Here is a 25,126-nt window from a genome sequence, read left to right as displayed (position 1 = left end):
AAAACAGTAGAGGATTATTACATTTCCTCTACTGTTTTTTCTAGTTTCATCTTATATTGGAATAATTCCAATTACAATTCCAGTAATCAACATAACCATTGTCGTTCCAACAGCCCAAAGTAAAGTGAATCGTTGGTGTTCACCAAAATCAACCTTGGCCATTCCGACTAATAAATAAGTGGAAGCAACGAGGGGACTCAGTAAGTGAACAGGTTGACCGAGTAACGAAGCACGTCCCATTTCTGCTGCACTAATTCCGTAAGCGGCAGCAGCTTTCGTTAAAATAGGTAATACACCGAAGTAAAAGGCATCATTAGACATGAAAAATGTGAACGGCATACTTAGTAAAGCTGTAATAATTGGAAGCTGGGGGCCAAGTGCATCTGGTATAAGAGTAACGACACTTTGAGCCATTGCATCTACCATTTTTGTTCCAGATAGAATACCTGTGAAAATTCCAGCAGCAAAGACGAGAGAAACAACCGCTAATACGTTTCCAGCGTGAGACGCAATACGCTCTTTTTGCTGTTCTAAGTTAGGATAGTTAATCATAACAGCAATAGCAAAAGCGACTGTAAATAGAACAGGTAGCGGCATAACTTCTAGTATGAGACAGACAAGTAATGTAGCGGTCAATAAAAAGTTAATCCATAGAAGTTTAGGGCGTTTATGCACGGCAGCTTCAACTGTCGCAGCTTGCTCATCCATTGTTTGCATTTGTTTTAAATATTGTACATCCATAATTCCTAAACGCTTTCTTTCTTTTTTTCCAAGATAATAGGCAACGAAAACTACCCAAATTGCACCAGCAATCATTCCTGGTATAAGTGGTGTGAAGAGCTCTGATGCATCAAGTCCAAGAGCACTCATAACCCGAGCAGTTGGTCCACCCCAAGGTGTAAGATTTGTAACACCTGCTCCTAACATAACAACCCCAGCTAATATAAGTGGATTCATTCCAAGACGTTTATATAGTGGATACATTGCGGAAACTGTAATCATATATGTTGTTGTTCCGTCCCCATCTAATGAAACGATAATAGTAAGAATAGCTGTACCAACAACAATTTTTAAAGGATCACCTTTTACAAATTTTAAAATTTTACTAATAACAGGATCAAATAAACCGCTATCAATCATAATTCCGAAATATAAAATGGCGAACATAAGCATAATACCAGTAGGTGCTAGCTTTTGAATTCCTTCTAACATCATCGGGCCCATATTGGCATAAAAGCCACCAATTAATGCGAAAATAATTGGAACTAATATTAATGCTACTAGTGCAGACATACGTTTCGTCATAATCAAAAACATAAAGACAAATACCATTGTAAATCCGAGTAATGCTACCATATAATCTCCCCCTCAAAAAATGATTACGCTTTCAAAATAAAATAAAAATTCAGATAAAAGGTTTTTTGTTTATAATAAAAGGTTCAATTGGAATGGTAAATAATTTGAAAAATAACATCATTAGAAGCATAATCTTTATTTTGATCATTTTGTTCACAGGGTAATTTTGAATTTTTAAAAAGATAAATGCCTGTATGCAAGAATGATAGAATAAGATGGAAATAGCGAAGCGTGAAGTAGGGAGTAGATTTTGAATGGAAACAAGAATAGAAGAAATTTATAGTTCATGTAAAGGCAAAGTAGAGGAGATTTTTATTAATGAATCCTCTTACGTATATGAATGGGAAAAATTAATGATGATTCGAAAGTACGATGGTGAGCTTGAGAAAATCGGGGTAGGGATCAGTGGAAATATAAGATTAGTAAATGTAGAAGTTGGACAGGAAATTGATACGGATACATTATTAGTTAAGTTAGAAGATGATTTGTTAATTACTGGTTGTGAATGATGAGAGATGTGTAGAAGTAACTGCACATCTCTTTTTTGTTCCATATATTACAAAAAGAACATTGTTTTTTCACAAATCTCACACAACCTTTTGGTATTCTTTTCGTGGAGTATACGGTTTCTAGGGAGGAATATTGATGAAAGTAAAATATGTCGTACTTGCTATATGTTTATGTTTCATATTTACGATAGTAGGATGTGGGAAAAAAGAACTAACAGCTGTTGCGATTAATGAGAAAAATGATAAGTGTGACATTTGCCAAATTGGGGTAATCGATAATCAATTCGCAACCGAAATTATTTTAGAAAATGGAAAAGCATTAAAGTTTGATGATATTGGTTGCATGTATAAATGGATGGAGATCAATTCAGGTGAAAAGACGAAAGAAAAATTTGTTCGAGATTATGATTCGAAAGATTGGGTTTCGTTGGAAGATGCTACTTACGTATATGATAAAACAATAACGACACCGATGGCTTATAATGTCATTTCATTTAAAAATAAAAAAGATGCAGAGAGTTTTGTATCTAACTATAAGGGGAAAGTTCTTTCGTATAAAGAGTTATCAGAGCATAAATGGGAAATGAATAAAGAGATGATGGGAAAATCGAAAAAAGGGAATCACGGTGGGCATCATTAATAATAGAAAAAGACAACTATATAGTTGTCTTTTTCTATTATTACTCAGGTGCAAATATAGAAAAGGTGTAAAAATTTTAGAAGAACGGTTACAATGGAATATAGTAACCTAAAGCAATCATTTATGTACTTTTTAGAAATGTATACAAATGCGGTAAAAACGTGCTAAACTAATTGCTTCATAATGTTAATGATGAGGCCATCAGGCGTATCATTCCAATAGGTTGAGAAACATAGTATAAGTTTAAGATAATCCGATTAAAGAAGGAATCTAAAGGGCTTATGGATAAATGTACTCAAGAAGAGTTATTGTATGTGATGGAGGAATGGTTAAGAAAACATTATCTTTCATAGGAGCTGTAGTTGTGAGAAAACAAAAAATTTTATTATGTATGTTATTAGGACTTTTAATGACGGTAGTGGCTTGCGATAAGCAAGAAGAGCCAGAATCAAAACCGGTTCATGTGAAAAACGAAAAGAAAAAAGAGAAGCATAAAGAACAGGAAGAATCTAAAGAAGAAAAAAGTATAAATTTAATGGACAAACAGTTGCTACTTTCTGCGACGCTTGGAGACACAGAAACAGCTATGAAGCTGATCCAAGATGGAGCGAATATCAATGTAGAAGGTGACAACGGAGAAACGCCTGTCCTTGCAGCGACGTATCAAAATCATGTAGAGACAGTTAAAGCATTAATTGATGCGGGTGCTGATATTGAAATTCAAGACGAAAAACAAAGCAATCCATTTCTTTATGCAAGTAGAGAAGGATATACGGATATTGTAAAAGTATTAATTAATGCAGGAGTTAATACGAAGGAAACGACTAAGTCAGGTGGAACAGCACTTATTTCTGCATCTGAGCGTGGCCATGTAGAGGTTGTTAAAGAATTATTAGAGCATACAGATATTGATGTGAATTATAAGAATGAACGTGGTGGAACAGCTTTATTAGAAGCAATTGTATTAGGAAATGGTAGTGAAAGTCATAAGAAAGTAATTCAAATGCTTATTGACCACGGGGCAGATGTAAATATGGCCAATAAGGAAAATATTACGCCGCTGCAATATGCTGAAAAAAGAGGTTTTAAAGATATTGCGAATATGTTGAGGATAGCTGGAGCGAATGAAGTAGTACAGCCGCAACCACAACTGGCGGAATAACAAGCTGAAGAAATAAAAAGCACGAAATAATCCCATTTAGATAGACAGAATGAAGAAGTCATTTTAGTATGATGGATTCAGTAATGTGTATTTAAATGGGATTTTTGTTTTGAAAAAATGGATGGATGCTATATCGAGAAGGCTACAAATAGTAATTAAGGAGGGTATAAATGCGATTTTCAGAACTTGAGTTAATAGCAATTCAGGCAGAAGTTTTATTTGTTCATAATCAAGTAGGAAGAATAAAGTGTGTAAATGAAAATGGAAATCTGAAAGCACCACGTTTTTTTCTTAGCAGAACTCGTGAAGGGAATATAACGAGGTATCATTATAAACTGCATGGTGAAATGATAAGTAAGATTGAGAAATTAATTCGAGAATGCTCAAATCACATTGAGATAGCAAAGATCATTAAAGTATTAAATGAAGAGAGAACGGTGGAGAATATTTGGGTGGGTCCTGCTTTCATGTTCCCTAATAATTTACATAAGCCAACTAGAACAATACAAATAACAGAGAAGAATAAAGAGCTTTTGCGAGAAAATTTTTCTAATCTAATAGAACAGATGGAATGGAGGCAACCTTATTTTGCAATTGTAAAAAATGAAAAGGTAGTTTCTATATGTTGCAGTGCCAGAAGTACGCCCGTAGCTGCTGAGGCAAGTGTGGAAACTTTAGTGGAGTTTCAAGGGAATGGATATGGTGCTGATGTCGTTACAGCCTGGGCACTATCAATACAAGAGGAAAAGCGCATTCCGCTTTATAGTACTTCTTGGGATAACTTTGCTTCGCAAGCAGTGGCAAGAAAACTAGAATTGATTAATTATGGAATGAATTTGCATATCACTTAAATTTTAAACACAGTTGTTTGCTGTTGGAGTTTATTCGTATATCTAGATTATTGTAAAAGTAATATGGTGAATATTAACATCTAATTAACAATTTATCAAAACTGACTTAATAAATGCGTAATATAGTAAAGGTAACAAAATAACTAGGGTAGAGAACATTTGAGAACACCCGCTTACATATAACGTGCCGCTTTCTTAAGTGTGCTCTATTCCCTAGAGTTCAAATAAGGAGAAAGGTGTTCTATGTAAGTAGGTGTTTTTAGTTTGGATAAAAATAGAAAAGCTAGGTGGAATAAATGTTTAAAGAACCTTATATTGCGATGATAAAGGATTGGAAAGGGTACAAAACATACAAAAAATTACCGAAAACAGTTTTTCTTATGACTGGTTCAATGCTGGAGTTACCAGAGCGTGTATATGAACTACAGAAACATGGACACGATGTATTTCTTCATTGTGATTTTATACAAGGCTTAAATACGAACACAGAGGAAGCACTTTTATATATTCAAGATGTTATCGGAGCACAAGGTATTATTTCGACAAAGGGATCGACAATTCGAAATGCCAATAAAATTGGATTGAAAACGATTCAACGCATTTTTATTGTTGATACTTTATCTCTTACAAAATCAATTGAAAATTGTAAAACGACTAAACCGAATGCAGTAGAGATTATGCCTGGCATTATGCCTTCTATTATTAAACAGCTAGCGGAGGAAATAAAATTCCCTATTATTGCAGGTGGGCTGATTCAAACGCGAGAGGATGCAGAAATCGCAATTCGTGCAGGAGCAAGTGCAATTTCAACGAGTCATTATGAAGTGTGGATACAAGAAGAAAAAAGGAGTGCAACCTTGTGATTGAATTGAAAAATGTTTCAAAGGTATATAAAAATGCGGAAGAGACAGCAGTTAAAGACGTATCAGTTCATATTAAAAGAGGAGAATTTTTTGTTTTAGTTGGACCTTCGGGATGTGGAAAAAGTACATTATTACGAATGCTGGCTGGTTTAGAAGAAATTTCTTCGGGAGATTTAATTATTAATGAACATGTTGCAAATGATTTAGAGCCGAAAGACCGTAATCTATCAATGGTATTTCAAAATTATGCGTTATACCCACATTTATCTGTAGAAGAAAATATTTTATTTGGACTTAAGGTAAGAAAAGTACAGAAAGAAGAACGACAAAAACGATTGATGGAAGCTGTTGAGATGGTAGGGTTGAAGGAATATGTCAAAATGAAGCCTGGGCAACTATCAGGTGGGCAAAGACAGCGTGTTGCACTTGCTAGGGCCATCGTCAGTCAAGCACCGATTTGTTTAATGGATGAACCACTTTCGAATTTAGATGCGAAATTACGTGCACAGATGAGGATTGAAATTAGAGAAATTCAGCAACGATTAGGAATTACGATGATTTACGTTACTCACGATCAAATAGAAGCAATGACTATGGGAGATCGTATTATGGTTTTAAATAAAGGAACTATACAACAAGTTGGAACACCGCTTGATATATATAACGAACCAGCAAACGAATTTGTTGCAAGTTTTATAGGTTCTCCTTCTATGAATATAAATGATGGGGAAGTGGATAAAGAAAAAGGCATATTACATATAGGGCAATTGCAAATTCCATTATCTATTGGACAGTTAAAGCAATTACCAGAAGGAATAATTCGAATCGGCATGCGTCCTGAGCATATTGCATTGTCTGAGGAAGGACAAGAAGTTACGCTGCAATCTGTAGAAGTATTAGGGAATGAATCTATATTAAACTTTGCGATAAACGGAACAACTTGGAGTGCGAAAGTCATCGGACAGTTACTCCTGAACAAAGGTGACAAAGTAAAATTATTATTCTCGCAAGAAAAACTATGCTTCTTTCACCAAAATACGAATGAAAGATTAAAAGTGGTAGCTGAAGAAGAGTTGAAAGTGGTGGCGAAATAATGATTGAAGTAGGTAAGTTACCAGTTCAAACAACAGTGTCAAAAAAGAAGAGTTTATGGGGCAGAACGAAAGATTTAAGAATTGGATTATTGTTTTTGGCGCCATCTATTTTGTTATTTTCAATTTTTCTTTTCTATCCATTGTTTAGGACGATCTACTATAGCTTTTATTTAACAGATATACACGGAGAAGCTAATCTTTTCGTTGGCTTAGAAAATTATCAATATTTATTTTCGGATCCTGCTTTCTACAAAAGTATAAAGTCAACTTTATTATTTGTTTTATATACAGTGCCTACTAGCATTGTATTCGCCTTATTTCTTGCATTAATTGCAAATGAAAAAGTAAGAGGGATCGGGTTATTCCGAGTACTGTTTTCTTCAACGATGGGAATATCAGTAGCTGCTAGTGCAGTGATTTGGCTATTTTTATTTCATCCAAGTGTAGGGTTATTTAATAATATATTAGCCTCTATGAATCTTCCTGCAATCGCATGGTTAACGAGTCCAGAATGGGCACTGTTTTCTGTATCGGTTACAACGGTTTGGGTGAATACAGGATTTGCATTTTTAGTTATATTAGGTGGTTTACAAAATATTGATACGTCTTTATATGAGAGTGCATCTATAGATGGTGCTAGTTATTTATATAAGCTTCGCCGCGTCACATTACCGATGCTATCACCAACTTTATTCTTTATCGTGACAGTAACGTTAATTAGTGCGTTCCAAAGCTTTGGACAAATTGATATTTTAACGCACGGTGGACCGAATGATGCAACGAATTTAATTGTGTATTCAATTTATAAAGAGGCATTTGTGAATCATCAATTTGGAACAGCAAGTGCACAAGCTATGGTATTATTTATTTTCATTTTCATTGCTACATTACTTCAATTTAAGTTTGCTGAGAGAAAGGTGCATTATAAATGATCGTTAAACAGTGGAAACAAAATTTCCTATTATACATGCTGCTCATTATTAGTGCAGTAATGGTGTTTTTTCCTGTACTGTATGCGTTTTTAATAAGCTTTATGACACCAGACGATATTCAAATGAGAAGGTTATTTCCAACTCAATTTACTTTTGATAATTTCATTAATATTTTTCAAAAAGTACCTCTTTTTACATACTTATATAACAGTTTAATTGTATCGACAGTTGTTATGCTTGGACAACTTATCGTATCCAGTTTAGCAGCTTATGCTTTTGTTTTTCTTCAGTTTAAAGGTAGAAACTTAATTTTCTTCTTGTTTATTTCAACAATGCTTATTCCGTGGGAAGCAACGATGGTACCGAACTTTTTAACGATTCAAAACTTCGGATGGATTAATAGTTTTGCTGGGATGACGGTGCCGTTTTTTGCAACAGCTTTCGGTATTTTCTTACTACGTCAACATTTTATGACGCTTCCGAATGAACTGAAAGAAGCTGCTTTTATTGAAGGTATTGGAAATGTAAGGTTTTTATTCAGCGTAGTAATGCCGTATTGTAAAACGAGTTTTATTACTCTTGGAGTATATAGCTTTTTAACAACGTGGAATATGTATTTGTGGCCGCTTTTAGTAACCACTGATGAAAAAGTAAGAACGGTTCAAATTGGTGTAAAGCAGCTTCAATCTCAAGAAGTTGCAACTGATTGGGGCAGTGTAATGGCCGGTGTTACGGTTATCGTCATTCCAACATTGATTTTATTATTTTTAGGGCAAAAGCAATTACAAAAAGGATTAACAAAAGGTGCAATTAAATAAGCATACATAGGAAAAGGTGGGATTGAGATGAGTTTATTGAAAAAAAGTGCTGCTCTTTTAATGGCAGCCACAATGGCATTAACCGGCGCAGCTTGTTCAAATAGTAAAACAGAGGGGAAACCTGAAGCACAGGCAAAAGTAGCTCCTGTTGAAAAGAATGGTGATAAAACTGTAATCCGTTTCTGGCATGCAATGGGTGGAAAAACACAAGGTGTACTAGATGGGCTTGTTGCAGACTATAATAAGTCGCAGAATAAATACGAGATAAAGGCAGAGTTCCAAGGAACATACGAAGAGTCTTTAACGAAATTTAAAACGATGTCTGCAACGAAAGAAGCGCCAGCTCTTGTTCAATCGAGTGAAATTACAACGAAGTATATGATTGATAGCAAAAAGATTACGCCTATCGATAGCTGGATTAAAAAAGATAAGTACGATACATCAAAATTAGAAAAAGCAATTACGAACTATTATTCAGTTGATGAAAAAATGTATTCTATGCCGTTTAATTCATCTACACCAGTATTAATTTATAATAAAGATGCTTTCGCAAAGGCTGGATTAGATCCAGAGAAAGCTCCGAAAACATATGCAGAATTAAAAGAAGCGGCGAAAAAGTTAACGATTAAAGAAGGTGGAAATGTAAAACAGTATGGATTTTCAATGCTGAATTATGGTTGGTTCTTTGAAGAATTGTTAGCGACACAAGGTGCTTTATATGTAGACAACGAAAACGGCCGTAAAGATGCTGCAAAGAAAGCGGTATTTAACGGTAAAGAAGGACAGAAAGTATTTGGAATGTTAGATGAACTAAATAAAGCTGGTGCACTTGGAAAGTATGGAGCAAGTTGGGATGATATTCGTGCTGCGTTTCAGTCTGGACAAGTTGCTATGTATTTAGATTCTTCAGCTGGTGTTCGTGATTTAATTGATGCATCTAAGTTTAATGTAGGCGTTTCGTATATTCCGTATCCAGAAGATTCGAAACAAAATGGTGTTGTTATTGGCGGTGCATCATTATGGATGACGAATATGGTTTCAGAAGAAACGCAGCAAGGTGCTTGGGACTTTATGAAATATTTAACGAAGCCAGATGTACAAGCAAAATGGCATACTGCAACAGGATATTTCTCAATTAATCCAGATGCATATAATGAGCCGTTAGTAAAAGAGCAGTATGAAAAGTATCCGCAGTTAAAAGTAACGGTAGAGCAATTACAAGCAACGAAGCAATCTCCAGCAACTCAAGGTGCATTAATTAGTGTATTCCCAGAATCAAGAGATGCAGTCGTAAAAGCATTAGAAGCAATGTATGACGGGAAAAATAGTAAAGAAGCGTTAGATGAAGCTGCAAAAACAACAGATAGAGCAATTAGTATTTCAGCTCGTACGAATCAAAAATAAGAGAAAGCCGTATCCTTATGAGGGATACGGCTTTCTTTATAAGGAGATAAGGGATCAAAGAAATGATGAATTCTTATCTATTTTATATGAGTAAAGGGTCTAGAAAGAATATTGTCCTTTTCATTATTTGTTTAACTCCATTGCAACTTGTTTACCATTTACGAAAACCTCTGCCACTGCTACTACAACTTCCATCACTTTTTTCATATCTCATCTCTCCTTGTTTTTTGTTTCATTTCTTACTTTTAGTATAAAGAAATATAGTGATTGCAACTATCGAATTGGATGACAAGAGACTTACAGTGTTGTAAGGATAATAGTTTTATTTGTAATAAATACTATTTCGGATTAGTATTCAGAAATTTCCTTCATTTTAATCTATAATTAGAAAGAGAATGGTTTAGAAAGAAGGAGAAGAAATGAAGAGAATACTTGTTATTAGTGATATTCATGGAGAAATAGAAAAGTTCGAACAGTTATTGGAAGAAGCTCAATACGATGCAAGACAGGATCAATTGATTTTATTAGGGGATTATGTAGATCGTGGTCCAAATGCGCGTGCAGTAATTGAAAAGGTAAAAGAGTTAACAGAAGAGGGAGCCCTCGTTCTAAAGGGCAATCATGAAGATATGATGATCAAGGCGTTAACGACTGATGAGGAACGTTCATGGAACCATTGGGTAAAAAGGAATGGTGGAGATAAAACGTTATATAGCTATGGATTTGTAGAAGAAGACATTGCGGTTAATGAGGAAAACTTCCAAAAACCGATTTTACAATCTCATATATTAGAGGAACATGTAACGTTTATTCAAGAATTAGATCATTACATTGAAACAGAAGAGTATATCTTTGTACATGCTGGTGTTGAGCCGATGAACCGAGTTTCTGAATCTGAACCATATACATTAATGTGGATCCGTAATGAATTTCATAATGGATATAGCGGCGAAAAGGTTGTTGTATTTGGCCATACGGAAACAAAAACGCTTCATGGTAGTGAGAATTGCGGAGTGTATTTTGGTAGTAATCGTATTATTGGAATTGATGGCGGGGCTGTGTATGGTGGTCAGTTAAATTGTTTGGAGTTGCCAAGTAAAAAGGTATATGTAGTAAAAAATTGAAAGAGATAAGAGGAATCTTATTTCTTTCAATTTTTTATTAAGCAAAATTTAAGAAAGAGCCTTTATAATAAAGGTTCAAAATTTTATATCGAGCAAAACTTTAGAAGGAAATAGTTGAAAATGAAATTACATAATATGATTACATTATTTCGTTATGAAGAGAAGAGATGCAATAATAAAGAGAGTTGAAATAGATTGTGGAAGGTGAGAATATGCGCTTACTTGTAGTAGAAGATAATGCCTCGTTATTAGAGTCTATCGTACAAATTTTACGCGATGAATTTGAAGTAGATACAGCATTGAATGGAGAAGATGGATTATTTCTAGCTTTACAGAATATATATGATGCCATTTTGCTTGATGTGATGATGCCAGAAATGGACGGTTTTGAAGTGATTCAAAAAATACGTGATGAAAAGATTGAAACACCAGTCCTGTTTTTGACAGCGAGGGATTCTTTAGAAGATCGAGTGAAAGGGTTGGACTTTGGTGGAGATGATTATATTGTTAAACCGTTTCAGGCCCCTGAATTAAAAGCGAGAATTCGTGCATTACTACGCAGAAGTGGTAGTTTAACAACACAGCAGACCATTCGCTATAAAGGAATTGAATTGTTCGGAAAAGATAAAGACATTCAAGTAGATGGACAAGGTATTAAGCTGACATTAAAACAATACGAGCTACTAGAGTACCTCATTCAAAATAGCGGGAAGATTTTAATGCGTGAACAAATTTTCGATCGTGTTTGGGGATTTGATTCGGATACAACAGTAGCCATAGTAGAAGTGTATGTTCATCATTTACGTAAAAAATTAGAACCATTCGGTTATCAGAAAGATATTCAAACTGTTCGTGGTATTGGATATATATTAAAAGAACAATGAAAAAGGGAAGTATGTTTCAAAAAACACGCATTCGTTTGACTATAGTAAATTCATTAGTTTTTATCGTATTAATTGGGGTATTAGGCAGTATAATTTATTTATACACATATAATCGAATTTATGGTGCAGTAGATAAATCATTTGAAAAAATAATTGAATATAAAGATGGGGTTAAATCTAAGAATCCTCCAAAGGGAGGCATGAAAAATATTCAAATTGGGGATCCAAGAGTCATGAAGTTGTTCTGGAAGGGAAATACAATCTCAATGGATGAGAAAAACCCTAGATTTTTCTCTATTTTTACAGAGAATATTCCAGCTTTTGCGCCAAAGAAATTAGGAGTTCTTCAGGATATAGAAGTAAAGGGGCATTATTTCAGAACATTAGCGTTTCAGGATGACGGACAAATTGTGCAAATCGTACGCGATACAACAGCCGAAAAAGAAATGATAAATACTTTATTTTTAATTCTCGTTATAGGTTGCAGCATAGGAAGTCTATGTGCAATAGGAATCGGCTTTTTCCTAGCGGGTAGAGCACTCATACCGATTCAAAATTCATGGGAGAAACAGCAGCAGTTCGTTTCGGACGCATCGCATGAATTAAGAACACCACTTGCGGTTATTCAATCAAAAACAGATGTATTATTCCAGTCACCATCTGCGACGATAGAAGAAAAGGCGATGGATATTTCTACAATTTCAAAGGAATGTAGACGGCTATCAAAACTAGTTAACAATTTATTATTGTTAGCACGTTCGGATTCTAATCAAATCGAGATGGATAAGAAAACATTTGAAGTGGATAAATTGTTAGAAGAAATAGTAGATCCATATAAAGAGATTGCTTCTTATCAAGAAAAAGAGATGATATTAAAAGTAGAACGTGACATATCGTTTATTGGCGATAGAGAGAGAATTCATCAATTGATGGTCATATTGCTAGATAATGCAATGAAGTATACGAATGAAGGTGGACATATTCAAATTACTTGTATGCAAACGAGTAGTTCGATTCGCATACAAGTGAAGGATAACGGGATAGGAGTTAAAGAAGTGGATATTCCAAAGTTATTTGATCGTTTTTATCAAGGAGATAAAGCAAGAAGTCCATCAGAAGGAGCGGGGTTAGGTCTTTCAATCGCTAATTGGATTGTAGAAAAGCATTATGGAAAAATATCGGTAGAGAGCAAATGGGGAGAAGGAACTTGTTTTGAAGTGATTTTCCCTAAAAACCAAAGAATATAAGTGAGAAGACGATCTTGTTTTTACAAGGTCGTCTTTTTTTTAAGGGAAAGTTAAGAAACAACTTGTATCATGTATTACATAATGGAAACTTGTGATGGAAAGAAAAGTTGTAAGTTTTTTTGAATGAACTGGATAAATCATAAGGTTATTTCTAACAGAGATGAAGTTTATGTATAGTATAAAAAAAATTATGGGAAAGCTGGGAAAAGAAAGCGTGAGAGGGAGGAAGAAGTCTTGAAAAAGAAAATGATGACGGTATTCACTATTGGAGTAATGAGTTTAAGTATATTAGGGGGTGCCTCTCCTTCTGGAATGAAAAAAGGAAAGACAGATTACACGCAGCGTAGTAAAGAACAATTAAATGATGGGAAAATACATGCAATGCATACAGAAGAAAAAGCAGAAAAGTTAGGCATTGAAACGGATGGGAAAGAACAAATTACGTTAGAAAAGGAAATTCATGAAACGGAAGTAGGAAGAGAAGCAGAAAAATTAGGTATCTCGGTAGAAGGAAAAGATGTTGGAATTCTTTCAGAAGAAATTTATGAAACAAAAGTGAGGCAAGAAGCGTTAAAATTAGGAATATCTATAGAGAATACGTCGATTGTAAGTTTAATTGATCAAATTAATAAGATTAAAATTAATAATGAAGCAGAAAAGCTTGGTGTTTCAACTGAAGGAAAAGAAATAGAAGACATTGCGGAAGAAATCTACGGCACGAAAGTTAAAGAAGAGGCAGAAAAGCTAGGTATTGCTCAACAAGGAAAAGAGATGGAAGAGTTAGCACAAGAAGTGTACGAACAAAAAGTACAGGAAGAAGCAAAAAAATATCATATTGATTTATATGGCAAAGATATATATCAAGTATTAAGAGAAATAAATGAGCAAAAGGTAATAGAAATAGCAGATGAGCTGGGTATGGATAGAGCGAATTTGAATATTCAAGATTTAGCGGAGAAGATAAATCTTGAACAACCTGAAAAGGGAAAAGAGCTTAAGTTTGTTCCTATGGTTCAAACAGATGCTGATGCGTTTTATTCGTATTTAACGAATTAAAAGGGCGTGAGGGTGATACGAAAATGGAAGTGGTATATATGTATGGCCGTATTTTGTATAGGGATATGGGGTGCATATACAAATGGAATTACAAAGTATGTGGAGAAAGTAAAGGGGTTACTATTTTCAAGTATACAAAGTCAAAAACGAATAGAGTTTAGTAATAACAATGAAAAAGTCATGTTATCAAATGTGCCTTTAATTCAGCAGTTACCAGAGTTAGATAGAGGCTGCGAAGTAACAAGTTTAGCGATGATGTTACAATATGCGGGTGTTTCTATAGATAAGATGAAATTAGCGAGTGACATCAAAAAGGTAGATTTTTTAGACGATGGTGTAAGAGGAAATCCGAATGAAGGATTTGTGGGGAACATTTATACGTTTTCTGAATCGGGATACGGTGTATATCATGGACCGCTTTTTCAATTAGCAAAAAAATATTTACCGAATGAAGCTATAGATTTAACAGGAAAAAGTATAGAAGAAATTTATAAGAGTGTAAAATCAGGACAACCGGTAGTCATGATTACAAATGCAACATATGCCCCACTAGATGAGGATGAATTCACTATATGGGAAACAAATGGTGGAGATGTTTCCATTACTTATAATGAACATTGTGTTGTTCTTGTTGGATATGATAAGGAGTCTGTATATATTCAAGATCCACTTAATGAAAGCCCGAATATCAGTGTATCGAGAGAAGATTTTGAAAAGGCGTGGGTACAGATGGGGAGTCAGGCAATTAGTTATATAAAGAGCTCTAAATAAATTAGGACGGAGAGTTTTAACAATATAGCTATAAGGTGAAGGATAGAGATTTAAGGAATTATAAGAGGAATTTTGTAGGATGTGTTTTTTTGAATAAAAGTTGTTAAGAAACAAGAGAACTTTAGCCATATATAATGCTAAAGTTCTTTTATTTTTATCATTAAAATACCTAGAAGCAGTGAATATGTAAAAATGCATAATTGACGAAAGGATTACATGTTATCGTTATATATTGTTTTATGTATGTTGCTTGTATAAAATTACACAAGTATTCACATTACACAAAGGAGGTTTATTATGCAAAATATATTTAACTGGGTTAAATGTATGAGTATCAAGAAAAAATTAATCATTTCATTTTTTATTATTTTAACTATACCAGGACTTATTATCGGTGGTGTTTCATATCAAACCGCCAAAACAAATGCAGTCTATTTCTAGGTCGGTATCCCAGTCAGATGCTATTATTAAACTTCTTGATGAGAAATCAAAGCAGGTAGGAGCTATTTCTGAAGCAATTCAAAATATTGCTACTCAGACGAACTTATTAGCTTTAAATGCGGCTATTGAGGCGGCAAGAGCAGGTGAGCAGGGAAGAGGATTTGCTATTGTAGCTGATGAAGTTAGAAAATTAGCAGAGCAATCAGGAGAATCATCTGGAGAGATTGCAAATTTAATTGCAGAAATTAAGGCTGATATTGAACATACTGTTAAGGCAATGGATAATGTGAGTGGGGAAGTCCAACAAGGCTTAGATGTTGTAACAAAAACGAAAGTAAGTTTTACAGAAATTTTAAGTTTTACTACTCATATTGTTTCTCAAGTTAATCAAATGGTAGAAACAACGAAGAGAATCGCTGGAGATGCAAATGAAGTGAAAAACGCTATTGATGAAATTGCAGCGGCTGCAGAAGAAAATACAGCTAGTATGCAAAGTGTTGCAGCTTCAACAGAAGAACAAGTAAATTCGATGAAAGAAATTAGTTCGGCTTCGCAAAACTTAGCTGAGATGGCCGAAGAACTACAAGCAATGACTAGTAAATTTAAAGTATAATAACAGCAAATAAGTAAGGTGAAAATAATATCACCTTATTTATTTTTATATTCAGTAATTAGGGGAGTCATTAACGGGATGAAAAAAAGAAAAAGACTATGGAATTTATGGAAAACGATTACATTGTTAGTTTGTACAGTTGTAATTTTTTCTTTACTTGTTACAGATATATTAATTAGTCATAATGTAGAGCGGACAACGGAGGATAGCCAGGCAGAGAAAGCGAAAACAATTGCACATATTGTGGCGAATGATTCGATTGTAATCGATGGTTTGATTGGGAAAGCAGATACTTCTGCAATTCAAACGTATACAAATAGAATATTAAAAAACACAGGTGTTCAATTTATTGTAGTTATGGACATGAATGGAATAAGAAAATCACATCCAGATCCTCAAAAAATAGGTCATCATTTTATTGGGGGAGATGAAGGGCCTGCATTGAAAGGAAAGGAACATGTATCGCTAGCAGAAGGAACTTTAGGTATTTCAATGCGAGTGTTTGTACCTATATTTTCTGAAACAGGTGAACAACTTGGCGCGGTGGCCGTTGGTATCTCGGCAGATAATGTAAAAGAGAGAGTTAAGGAAAGTAGACATATTATTTATATCGGTGTCGGAGTTGGAGTATTAGTCGGACTTATAGGAGCAATATTGCTAGCTAGGCATATAAAGAAAAGTTTATTCGGTCTTGAGCCGCACAGGATAGCGAAAATTCTTGAAGAAAGAAATACGATGTTACAATCTGTAAAAGAAGGCATTATTGCTGTAGATAAAGAGGCGAGAGTAACATTAATTAATAATGAAGCGAAACGGCTATTTAAAAAAAGTGGACTGGAAGAAGATTTTATTGGTAAAGATGTTGAGTTGTATATGCCAAATTCGCGTATAAAAGAAGTGTTGCAAACGGGAGAGGTACAATTAAACGAAGAACAAAATATTTATGGAATTACGATTGTGACGAATCGTGTTCCTTTATATGTAAAAGGAGAAATAGTTGGCGCAATTGCAACATTTCGTGATAAAACAGAGATTAGAAAACTAGCCGAGGAACTAACTGGTATTAGGCTATATGCGGAAGCATTACGGGCACAATCTCATGAGTTTATGAATAAGATGCATGTCGTATTAGGGCTTACACATATGAAACAATATGAAGAATTACAAAAGTATATAAGCGGCATGGTATCAGAGCATCAATATGAAATTGGTGGGGTTATGAAAAGAATAAAAAGTCCAGTATTTGCTGGTTTTTTACTAGGTAAACTTAGCTATGCTAGGGAGAAAAATATAAAGTTAATTATAAGTGAAGATTCTTACTTGCCGGAAATATATGATGAAAGTATTACTCATGAACTTATTACGATTGTAGGGAACTTAATAGATAATGCATTAGAGGCAGTGATACATTGCAAAAAGAAACAAGTTGAAGTTGGGATACAATATCAGAATGCATTAACTATTACAGTGCAAGATACGGGGAAAGGTATAGAAGAAGACGCAGTGGATGCATTATTTACAAAAGGTTATTCCACAAAAGGGGATAATCGCGGTTATGGTTTGTATCTTGTAAAAGAAAGTATACAGCGAATAAATGGGGAGATTGACATTTCCTCCTTATTAGGAGAGGGAACAACGATAACAATTGAAATACCTAAAGGTAGGGATGAGAAGCAAATATGATTAAAGTTTTAATTGTAGAAGATGATCCGATGGTTGCGATGTTAAATACACTCTATTTAGAGCAAGTGGGAGGGTTTGAACTTGTCCATGCAGTTAACTCAGTTAAAGAAGCGATAGAAGTGTTAGAGAAGTCACGAGTAGACTTCATATTACTTGATATTTTTATGCCTGAGGAGACTGGATTTGAGCTTTTAATGTATATTCGAAATCAAGAAAAAGAAATTGATATTATGATGATTTCAGCTGTACATGATATGGGAAGTATTAAAAAAGCATTACAATATGGAGTTGTAGACTATTTAATTAAACCATTTACATTTGAACGCTTTAAGGAAGCATTAACGGTGTATCGAGAAAAATTTACTTTCATGAAAGAACAACAAAAAATTAGTCAATCGGAACTAGATTCACTAATTTTACAAAAAGACAAAAGAGAGGCTCTTGTTACTAAAGAGCTTCCAAAAGGGTTAACAAAGCAAACGTTGCAACTAATTTGGCAGAAAATCGAATCGCTTAATGGACAAGCATTTACAACTGATGAAATGGCGCAATTAGTAGGGGTTTCGAGAGTTTCTATTCGAAAGTATGTAATGTTTTTGACTGAAATCGGAGTATTAGAGAATGAAATGGTGTATCAAAATGTGGGAAGACCGGTGAGTAAATTAAGGTGTATTGACCGGAATAAAATAGACTTTTACGTATAAGCGGCTTATTATAAGTCGCTTATACTTTTTTTAATTACAAAACCAATTACAAAACTTACAAAAACTATTCTTAATATTGAAAGCGTTTTAATATTGTTATTAAGAAAACAAGGGGGTGCCATATGGGAATTCAAAAGAATGTGGAAGCGGTATCATTTTCTGAAGGCAATGAATTGAAAAATGAATCTTTCGCTTCTAAAATTATGAACGTTAAAATCGGTGTTATACCTTTACCGTTATATGTAGTATTGGCTGCTATTATTTATGGAGCATCTGTATATAATAAATTACCAGCAGATATGATTGGTGGTTTTGCAGTTATTATGATCATGGGTATTTTCTTAGGTGATATTGGAATGAGAATTCCAATATTAAAAAATATCGGTGGTCCAGCAATTCTCTCATTATTTATTCCATCGTTACTTGTATTTTTTAACTGGATGAATCCAGCTTCAATGGAAGCTGCCACTATGTTAATGAAAAAATCGAACTTTTTATATTTATATATTTCTTGTTTAGTAGTTGGAAGTATTTTAGGAATGAACCGGAAAGTGTTAGTACAAGGTTTCGTTCGCATGTTTATTCCTTTAGTAGTAGGAACGTTAGCTTCTGTAGCAGTAGGCTTATTAGTCGGCTCACTATTTGGATTTGAAATGAAGCAGACATTCTTCTTTATCATTGTACCTATTGTGAGTGGTGGTATTGGAGAAGGGATTTTACCATTGTCACTAGCTTACAGCGATATTTTAAACGAATCATCAGCAACATTTGTATCACAGCTTATTCCGGCAGCTATTATTGGGAATATGTTTGCAATCGTGAGTGCAGGGTATATGAAGCGTTTAGGTGAGAAGAAACCGGAGCTTAGTGGTAACGGTGTATTAGTGAAAACAGACAATCAAGCAGATTTATTAAAAGAACAAAATACAGAGAAGCCAATTGACTTCTCATTAATGGGAGCAGGTTTATTAATTGCATGTACGTTCTTCATCTTCGGAGGATTTGCTTCTAAGTTCATCGGTATTCCTGGGGCAATCATTATGATTTTCTCAGCAGCACTTGTGAAATACTTTAAATTAATGCCAGCAAAAATGGAGCAAGGAGCATTCCATTTATATAAATTTATTTCAAAGAATTTAACTTGGCCGTTAATGGTCGGGTTAGGATTGCTATATATTCCGTTAAAAGACGTAGCAGCAGTTCTTTCGGTAGGATATGTTGTTGTGTGCGCATCGGTTGTTCTTACAATGGTAGCGTCAGGTTTTCTTGTAGGGAAAGTGATGAAAATGTATCCAGTTGAATCAGCGATTGTAACTGGATGTCATAGTGGTTTAGGTGGAACTGGAGATGTTGCTATTTTATCAGCTTCAAATCGTATGGAATTAATGCCGTTCGCACAAATTTCAACGCGTTTAGGTGGGGCAGCAATGGTTGTAACAGCGACAATTTTATTAAAAATGTTTTCATGATCAAACAAGCTAGCTATATTCATATAGCTAGCTTGTCAAATTAAGGGGAGATTATAAGTATGTTAGAAAAACAAATTAATGAAAGATCATTGTTATTGCATAAAGAATTAGTAGGGAAAATTGAAATTACAAGTAAAGTAGAAGTGAATACAGCGGACGATTTAAGTTTGACTTATACACCGGGGGTAGCAGAGTCTTGTAAAGCAATTGCGGCAGATGAGGAAACAGCTTATGACTATACAGCACGTGGTAATATGGTTGCAGTTGTTTCAGATGGAACTGCAGTACTTGGTTTAGGGAATATTGGACCGAAAGCGGCTATGCCTGTTATGGAAGGGAAAAGTATTTTATTTAAAAAGTTTGCGAATGTAGATGCTTTCCCGTTATGTTTAGGGACGACTGATGTGGATGAAATCGTTACCCTTGTTAAAAATTTAGAGCCTACATTTGCAGGAATTAATTTAGAAGATATTGCAGCACCACGTTGCTTTGAAATTGAAAGACGATTAAAAGAAGAAACGAATATTCCTGTATTCCATGATGATCAACATGGGACGGCTATTGTCGTTTTAGCAGCTGTTATTAATGCACTAAAAGTTGTAAGTAAACAAATGGACGATGTGAAAATTGTTATTAACGGTGCGGGTTCGGCAGGAATTGCAATTGGAAAATTATTATTAAAAGCTGGCGCAAAACACATTACGTTAGTTAGTTTAGAAGGTATTGTTTGTGAAGGTGAAACATGGATGAACGAAGCGCAAATCGAAGTTTCAAAGAAGACAAATCGAGAATATGTACGTGGAACATTAAAGGAAGCGATTCATCAAGCTGATATTTTCATCGGTGTATCTGCTCCAAACGTATTAACGAAAGAACTTATACAGACGATGAACGAGAAACAAATTGTGTTTGCAATGGCGAATCCAATTCCAGAAATATTCCCAGAAGATGCATTAGAGGCTGGAGCTGCTGTAGTTGGAACTGGTCGTTCTGATTATTCAAATCAAGTAAATAATGTATTAGCGTTCCCTGGTATATTCCGTGGTGCATTAGACGTACGCGCGACTGATATTACAGAAGAGATGAAATTAGCAGCAGCATATGGGATCGCTAACATAATTACGGACGAAGAGCGTAATGCGAATTATGTAATTCCAAATCCATTAGATAAAAGAGTTGTTCCAAGTGTTGCAGAAGTAGTAGCGAAAGCAGCCATCGATTCAGGAGTGGCACAGATTACGAAAATGCCAAGTTATAAATAGTCAAAAGCAGCGCCTTAAAAAGGCACTGCTTTTTTTGAGATAAGAAATCAAAATAATGAAGAAGTGTAAATTTATTCAAGCCCCTTTCATTATTTATCCCGCATTAACGGGCAGTAAGACTCCCAACTCAAAATTCAGTGGATGCAAGGAAGTTAGTTGGGAGATTCACTGCCCGTAAAAGCCCGATTGGTTCAACTAATATTCAGCGGGGGATGGGGAAAACCCCCACTGAATAAAGTTTCACTTTATTTAATTCCATTGCAACTTGTTTACCATTTATTAAAACCTCAGTTACTGCTACGATCACTTCTATCATTTTTTTCATCTCTCATCTCTCCTTGCGTCATTTCTTACTTTAAGTATAAGAGAAGTGAGATAATCCACCTATCGAAGTACGTGACGTAGAAATTACATTGTTGTAAGGAAGTGTTTCAGTTTTGTCACTTTATTCGGCATTGATTACAAATTGATCATAATATCTTTCATTCACATATATGTTTAATACCCATAATCCAGATGAAGGTAGTGACATTACGAGAGGGAGTTCCTTTACGGTTGTATCGACTGTATTTGAAGTAGTCCAAGTTTGTTTGGAGGTTTTTTTTTGAAAGAGTACTGGTGTTGGAGTTGTAGTTCCTTGTTTTAACGCGATAATAGATAGTTTTCCAGTTGGCATTTCAGGATCCAGGAAGAACCACATTATTTCATTTTGCTCATTTGCGATAATAGAGCTATCAGCCATTGCAATTTTTCTTTCAATGCCTTTTAACGGTATTTTTCCTTCTACGAATGATGGTGCTTCTTCCCAATTTACATCTTTTAAGACACTAAGGTGAAAAAAGGAAGGTGCGTTAATTTGAGAGGATGACGTTTCTATTACTTCTTTTTTAGGTGCTGTTGAATCGGGTTGCGATTGCGCGCAGCCAGTAATGAGGAAGGAGAAAAGTAGCATAGTTCCGATTTTTTTCATAGTGCCACACTCCTAATTTTTATTGTTAGTGTAATTGTATTTGCTAGAAGACGAGACAATTCCTTTAAATCATAAAAAGAGGTCGTAAGTTTTGTACGACCTCTTTTGACATTTTCTATCCCAATTGGTGAGGGCTAATAATCAGTGGGGGATGGAACCCCCCACTGATTAAAGTTTCACTTTATATTTGTTCAGTTGAAAAGGTTGGTTCTCTCTCTTTTTGAGGCATTGTTAAGAAAATAACAGAAAGGACGATACATACTCCGCCTAATAATTGATATGCTCCAAAAGATTCATTAAGCCAAGCGATTGAAACGATGGCAGCTACAAGTGGTTCAATGCTAGATAAAATACTTGTTTCTGTTGCTGCTAAATATTTAAGACTCCCGATATAAAGAAGGAAAGAAAGAGTGCCACTTATAATGATAAGAATAAGCATAGAAAAAGTTTGAAGTGTGAAAGTTTGCGAAATCTGATTCCATCCAAAAGAACGATTACAAATAAGCAGTGCAATCCCTCCAATTAACATCCCCCAGCCAATTACTATAGTTGTTCCGCATTCTTTAATAAGGGAAGCCGGATGAAGGGTATAAAACGCAAAACCAATCGCTGTTAGTAGGCCGAAAGTAATAGCTGCTTTAGATAAAACAATATTTTCAATTGAACCGTTTGTAATAATAAAGTATGTCCCTGTTAGAGCAGTTATAATTGCTAGTATTTGCATAGAAGCAGGGAATTTCTTTTGCTCAAACGCAACGTAAATAGTAATAAGAACAGGGCCTAGAAATTGAAAGAGTGTTGCTGTGACCGCATTACTAATATGAACTGTTTCGATAAAGGCGTATTGCGCACCGAGCATGCCAAGAATAGAGAAAATAATAAGCTGTATAGAATGTCTAGGGTGTTTCCAAATTTGAAATATGTTTTGTTTCTTTATTAGTAAGAAAGACAAAATAAATATTCCTGCAAGCAACAAGCGAATTGTTAAAAAATCAAGTGATGATACGTTAGTATGTTGAAATAGCCATTGAATCATCGGTCCAGATAATCCCCATAATGTGGCTCCTGTAATAATCATAATGAGTCCAATACGTCTACTTTTGTTCATTATCATGCATCTCCTCTCTAGTATTTGATTATTAATGCGTTACATGATAAAAGGAATTATATAGAACTTCTGGTACTGTAAAAAGTATCAGTTATGTGTTTTTGAAAGGGGTCAGTTATTGTGTTAGAATTAACGCCTAATTTGAATGCAAATAGTAAGACGGCATTGTATGTACAATTGTATGAGTATATAAAAAAGGAGATTAAAGATGGAACGATTCCGGCTTTTACGAAATTACCGGCTAAGAGGAAGCTAGCAACATATTTACAAGTAAGTAAAAATACAGTAGAGGCAGCTTATGAGCAACTTCTTGCCGAAGGATATATTGAGTCGATTTCTAGAAAAGGTTATTTTGTATGTGAAATCGAGCAAATGATTTATGTGGAAGGTAGCGAAGAGGTAATAGGGGAAGTACCTTTTCAAGAGCAGGTGTATAAATTTGACTTCACTCAAACGGGTGTGGATACTAGTACTTTTCCGTTTCATGTATATCGAAAAATTACGAACGAGGTATGGCAATTTGAAAATAAAGATTTACTTTTTATTGGACATCCGCAAGGGGAGGTAAGTTTACGAGAAGCAATCGCGAGCTATTTGTATGAATCTAGAGGTGTACGATGCGTAGCTAGTCAAATTGTAATAGGGGCGGGCACGCAAATATTAGTAAAAATGTTATTTCAGCTGTTAAAGGGAAGTCGTTATGCAGTTGAGAATCCTGGGTACCACCGGAAAATGGTTGTTTTTGAGCAAGGGGAACAAAATGTCCAAATGTTATCTTTAGATGGAGATGGAATTTGTATGTCACAGTTAACTGATAGCCATGCAAATGTTGTATTTGTTACACCTTCGCATCAGTTTCCTTGCGGGATGATTATGCCGATTACGAGAAGGATGCAGCTCTTACAATGGTCAAAAAAAGATGAAGGAAGATATATTATTGAAGATGATTATGATAGTGAATTCCGTTATTCAGGAAAGCCGATTCCAGCGCTGCAAGGGTTAGATAGAGATGGGAAAGTAATTTATATGGGGACGCTCTCTAAAGCGCTATTGCCATCATTACGGATGAGTTATATGGTGTTGCCAAAATCCCTCATTAAGCAGTATCAAGAGCAATATTTATTTTACACACAAAGCGTTTCAAGAATAGATCAAGAGATCATTAGGAAATTTTTAAATGACGGGCATTGGGAAAAACATATTCATAAAATGCGTGTTGTGTACCGAAAGAAGAGAGACCGTTTTGTTTCGGTATTAGAAAAATATTTTTCTAATCGCATTGAAGTAATAGGGGAAGATTCCGGCCTACATATTTTATTAAAAGTGCATAATGGGATGGAAGAGAAAGAATTAATGGAAGCTGCAGCTGAAAGGAGTATTAAAGTGTATCCTGCTTCGATATACTATAAGGAAGGGACTTCTCCCAAAAGTACAGTATTGCTTGGATTTGCGACTTTATTAGAGGAAGAAATTGAAGAGGCCATTCAATTATTATATACAGCATGGTTTACAAGAAAGTAAAAAAACATCCTCATAAATGGAGGATGTTTTTTTATTACTTTTCTTCATCTAGGAAAAGAACCATATGCTCTTCATCCCAATATTGTCCGTTATATTTTAATGAACGTTCTTGCACGCCAAATGTTTTAAAGCCTAATGACTCATAAAGTTTTTTTGCACCATCGTTTCCGACAACAACATCAAGCATAACTTGCTCTACTTCTAAAGATTTAGCAAGCTCAAGACATTCTTTAATAAGTGCTTTTCCCGCTCCAAGTCCGCGTGCTTTTGGAGACACGTATACTGAACCGATTTTTGCTTTATGTTCTTGTTTTACATATGGTTTCGTTTCCAGTGTTGCAACTCCGATTAAAGTGCCATCTTTAAATGCACCTAGTGTATAGTTCTCATCTTGTGCTAATTTTTGGGCTTTATATTCAATAGCACACTCTTTATTAATAATATCTTCATAAGAAGAGCTGAAAGCTTCCGGATTTTGTTTTAATCCTTCTACTCGAAGTTCTAAGTAAATTTCTGCTTCGTCTTTTGTTAATACATGGATATCCAATTGTATCACCCTCCAAATCTTTGACAGTTATACCTATATTTTATATTGAAATAAGAATAATTTCAAAAGCTTAGCTTATAATAGTTGGTTTTATAAA

24 protein-coding genes and 1 pseudogene are annotated in these 25,126 nt (G+C 34.8%); 20 read left to right on the top strand and 5 right to left on the bottom strand.

The window, feature by feature from the left end; genetic code table 11:
• Positions 1–51: 51 nt before the first annotated feature.
• Positions 52–1,356: a CitMHS family transporter gene (locus ABH955_RS24405; RefSeq protein ID WP_044444440.1), complete on the bottom strand. Its 1,305-nt coding sequence runs from the start codon at positions 1,354–1,356 to the stop codon at positions 52–54.
• Positions 1,357–1,610: 254 nt separating this feature from the next.
• Here ABH955_RS24405 and ABH955_RS24400 point away from each other — a divergent pair, with 254 nt between their 5' ends.
• The 19 genes and pseudogenes from ABH955_RS24400 (at position 1,611) to ABH955_RS24310 (ending at position 20,883) form a co-directional block, all read left to right on the top strand.
• The gene (locus ABH955_RS24400; protein ID WP_060750498.1) at positions 1,611–1,865 is read left to right on the top strand and encodes a hypothetical protein; all 255 of its coding nucleotides are present in this window, start codon (positions 1,611–1,613) and stop codon (positions 1,863–1,865) included.
• A 136-nt stretch (positions 1,866–2,001) separates the two neighbouring features.
• A complete protein-coding gene (locus ABH955_RS24395) occupies positions 2,002–2,505 on the top strand; it encodes a nitrous oxide reductase accessory protein NosL (protein WP_404448663.1) in 504 nt (167 codons plus the stop codon).
• Between the two features lie 289 nt (positions 2,506–2,794).
• Complete coding sequence (locus ABH955_RS24390; protein ID WP_002029673.1) at positions 2,795–3,667, top strand: ankyrin repeat domain-containing protein; 873 nt, start codon at positions 2,795–2,797, stop codon at positions 3,665–3,667.
• 170 nt (positions 3,668–3,837) lie between these two features.
• Positions 3,838–4,518, top strand: a complete 681-nt coding sequence (locus ABH955_RS24385; RefSeq protein WP_404448661.1) for a GNAT family N-acetyltransferase — start codon at positions 3,838–3,840, stop codon at positions 4,516–4,518.
• Positions 4,519–4,814: 296 nt separating this feature from the next.
• Positions 4,815–5,381, top strand: coding sequence for a glycerol-3-phosphate responsive antiterminator (locus ABH955_RS24380; protein ID WP_002010401.1), 567 nt, complete (start codon positions 4,815–4,817; stop codon positions 5,379–5,381).
• Complete coding sequence (locus tag ABH955_RS24375; RefSeq protein WP_404457140.1) at positions 5,378–6,475, top strand: ABC transporter ATP-binding protein; 1,098 nt, start codon at positions 5,378–5,380, stop codon at positions 6,473–6,475. Before ABH955_RS24380 ends, ABH955_RS24375 begins: the two co-directional genes overlap by 4 nt.
• On the top strand, positions 6,475–7,407 hold the full coding sequence (locus ABH955_RS24370) for a carbohydrate ABC transporter permease (RefSeq protein WP_113937863.1): 933 nt from the start codon (positions 6,475–6,477) through the stop codon (positions 7,405–7,407). The genes ABH955_RS24375 and ABH955_RS24370 overlap by 1 nt, the downstream gene beginning before the upstream one ends.
• Entirely contained in the window at positions 7,404–8,225 is an 822-nt protein-coding gene (locus ABH955_RS24365; RefSeq protein ID WP_113937864.1) for a carbohydrate ABC transporter permease, read from the top strand. Before ABH955_RS24370 ends, ABH955_RS24365 begins: the two co-directional genes overlap by 4 nt.
• Before the next feature lie 27 nt (positions 8,226–8,252).
• Positions 8,253–9,629 (top strand): ABC transporter substrate-binding protein, encoded by a 1,377-nt coding sequence (locus ABH955_RS24360; protein ID WP_404448655.1) that lies wholly within the window; start codon positions 8,253–8,255, stop codon positions 9,627–9,629.
• A 419-nt stretch (positions 9,630–10,048) separates the two neighbouring features.
• On the top strand, positions 10,049–10,753 hold the full coding sequence (locus ABH955_RS24355; RefSeq protein WP_404457144.1) for a metallophosphoesterase family protein: 705 nt from the start codon (positions 10,049–10,051) through the stop codon (positions 10,751–10,753).
• Positions 10,754–10,965: 212 nt separating this feature from the next.
• Positions 10,966–11,637, top strand: a complete 672-nt coding sequence (locus ABH955_RS24350) for a response regulator transcription factor (protein WP_113937945.1) — start codon at positions 10,966–10,968, stop codon at positions 11,635–11,637.
• 11 nt (positions 11,638–11,648) lie between these two features.
• Positions 11,649–12,884, top strand: a complete 1,236-nt coding sequence (locus ABH955_RS24345; RefSeq protein WP_404448651.1) for a sensor histidine kinase — start codon at positions 11,649–11,651, stop codon at positions 12,882–12,884.
• A 234-nt stretch (positions 12,885–13,118) separates the two neighbouring features.
• Positions 13,119–13,940 carry a transporter gene (locus tag ABH955_RS24340; RefSeq protein ID WP_404448649.1) on the top strand — a complete coding sequence of 274 codons (822 nt, stop codon included), beginning with the start codon at positions 13,119–13,121 and terminating at the stop codon, positions 13,938–13,940.
• Between the two features lie 42 nt (positions 13,941–13,982).
• Positions 13,983–14,711 (top strand): C39 family peptidase, encoded by a 729-nt coding sequence (locus ABH955_RS24335; RefSeq protein ID WP_404448647.1) that lies wholly within the window; start codon positions 13,983–13,985, stop codon positions 14,709–14,711.
• 421 nt (positions 14,712–15,132) lie between these two features.
• Positions 15,133–15,765, top strand: a pseudogene (locus tag ABH955_RS24330) (methyl-accepting chemotaxis protein); the annotation flags it as partial.
• Between the two features lie 78 nt (positions 15,766–15,843).
• Complete coding sequence (locus tag ABH955_RS24325) at positions 15,844–17,448, top strand: sensor histidine kinase (protein ID WP_404448645.1); 1,605 nt, start codon at positions 15,844–15,846, stop codon at positions 17,446–17,448.
• Positions 17,445–18,152: a response regulator gene (locus ABH955_RS24320; protein WP_404448643.1), complete on the top strand. Its 708-nt coding sequence runs from the start codon at positions 17,445–17,447 to the stop codon at positions 18,150–18,152. The genes ABH955_RS24325 and ABH955_RS24320 overlap by 4 nt, the downstream gene beginning before the upstream one ends.
• 122 nt (positions 18,153–18,274) lie before the next feature.
• Positions 18,275–19,621 carry a 2-hydroxycarboxylate transporter family protein gene (locus ABH955_RS24315; protein WP_404457148.1) on the top strand — a complete coding sequence of 449 codons (1,347 nt, stop codon included), beginning with the start codon at positions 18,275–18,277 and terminating at the stop codon, positions 19,619–19,621.
• Between the two features lie 59 nt (positions 19,622–19,680).
• A complete protein-coding gene (locus tag ABH955_RS24310; RefSeq protein ID WP_404457150.1) occupies positions 19,681–20,883 on the top strand; it encodes an NAD(P)-dependent malic enzyme in 1,203 nt (400 codons plus the stop codon).
• A 202-nt stretch (positions 20,884–21,085) separates the two neighbouring features.
• On the opposite strand, the gene ABH955_RS24305 is transcribed toward ABH955_RS24310, so the two are convergent.
• The 3 genes from ABH955_RS24305 to ABH955_RS24295 all read right to left on the bottom strand — a co-directional run bounded on the left by ABH955_RS24305 (position 21,086) and on the right by ABH955_RS24295 (position 22,961).
• The gene (locus tag ABH955_RS24305) at positions 21,086–21,208 is read right to left on the bottom strand and encodes a hypothetical protein (protein ID WP_016093371.1); all 123 of its coding nucleotides are present in this window, start codon (positions 21,206–21,208) and stop codon (positions 21,086–21,088) included.
• 120 nt (positions 21,209–21,328) lie between these two features.
• Positions 21,329–21,853, bottom strand: a complete 525-nt coding sequence (locus ABH955_RS24300) for a DUF4871 domain-containing protein (protein ID WP_404457152.1) — start codon at positions 21,851–21,853, stop codon at positions 21,329–21,331.
• A gap of 181 nt (positions 21,854–22,034) precedes the next feature.
• Entirely contained in the window at positions 22,035–22,961 is a 927-nt protein-coding gene (locus ABH955_RS24295; RefSeq protein WP_404457154.1) for a DMT family transporter, read from the bottom strand.
• A gap of 120 nt (positions 22,962–23,081) precedes the next feature.
• Between ABH955_RS24295 and pdxR the strand changes: the two genes are divergently transcribed.
• Positions 23,082–24,482, top strand: a complete 1,401-nt coding sequence (gene pdxR / locus ABH955_RS24290) for a MocR-like pyridoxine biosynthesis transcription factor PdxR (RefSeq protein ID WP_404457156.1) — start codon at positions 23,082–23,084, stop codon at positions 24,480–24,482.
• Positions 24,483–24,516: 34 nt separating this feature from the next.
• On the opposite strand, the gene ABH955_RS24285 is transcribed toward pdxR, so the two are convergent.
• On the bottom strand, positions 24,517–25,029 hold the full coding sequence (locus ABH955_RS24285; RefSeq protein ID WP_002029700.1) for a GNAT family N-acetyltransferase: 513 nt from the start codon (positions 25,027–25,029) through the stop codon (positions 24,517–24,519).
• Positions 25,030–25,126 lie beyond the last annotated feature (97 nt).

Origin of the sequence: Bacillus sp. RC240, assembly GCF_044907945.1 — a bacterium.
In the GTDB taxonomy this organism is placed as follows: domain Bacteria; phylum Bacillota; class Bacilli; order Bacillales; family Bacillaceae_G; genus Bacillus_A; species Bacillus_A mycoides.
The sequence above is the reverse complement of the archived record's forward strand: the minus strand, read 5'-3'. Positions and strand labels throughout refer to the sequence as shown.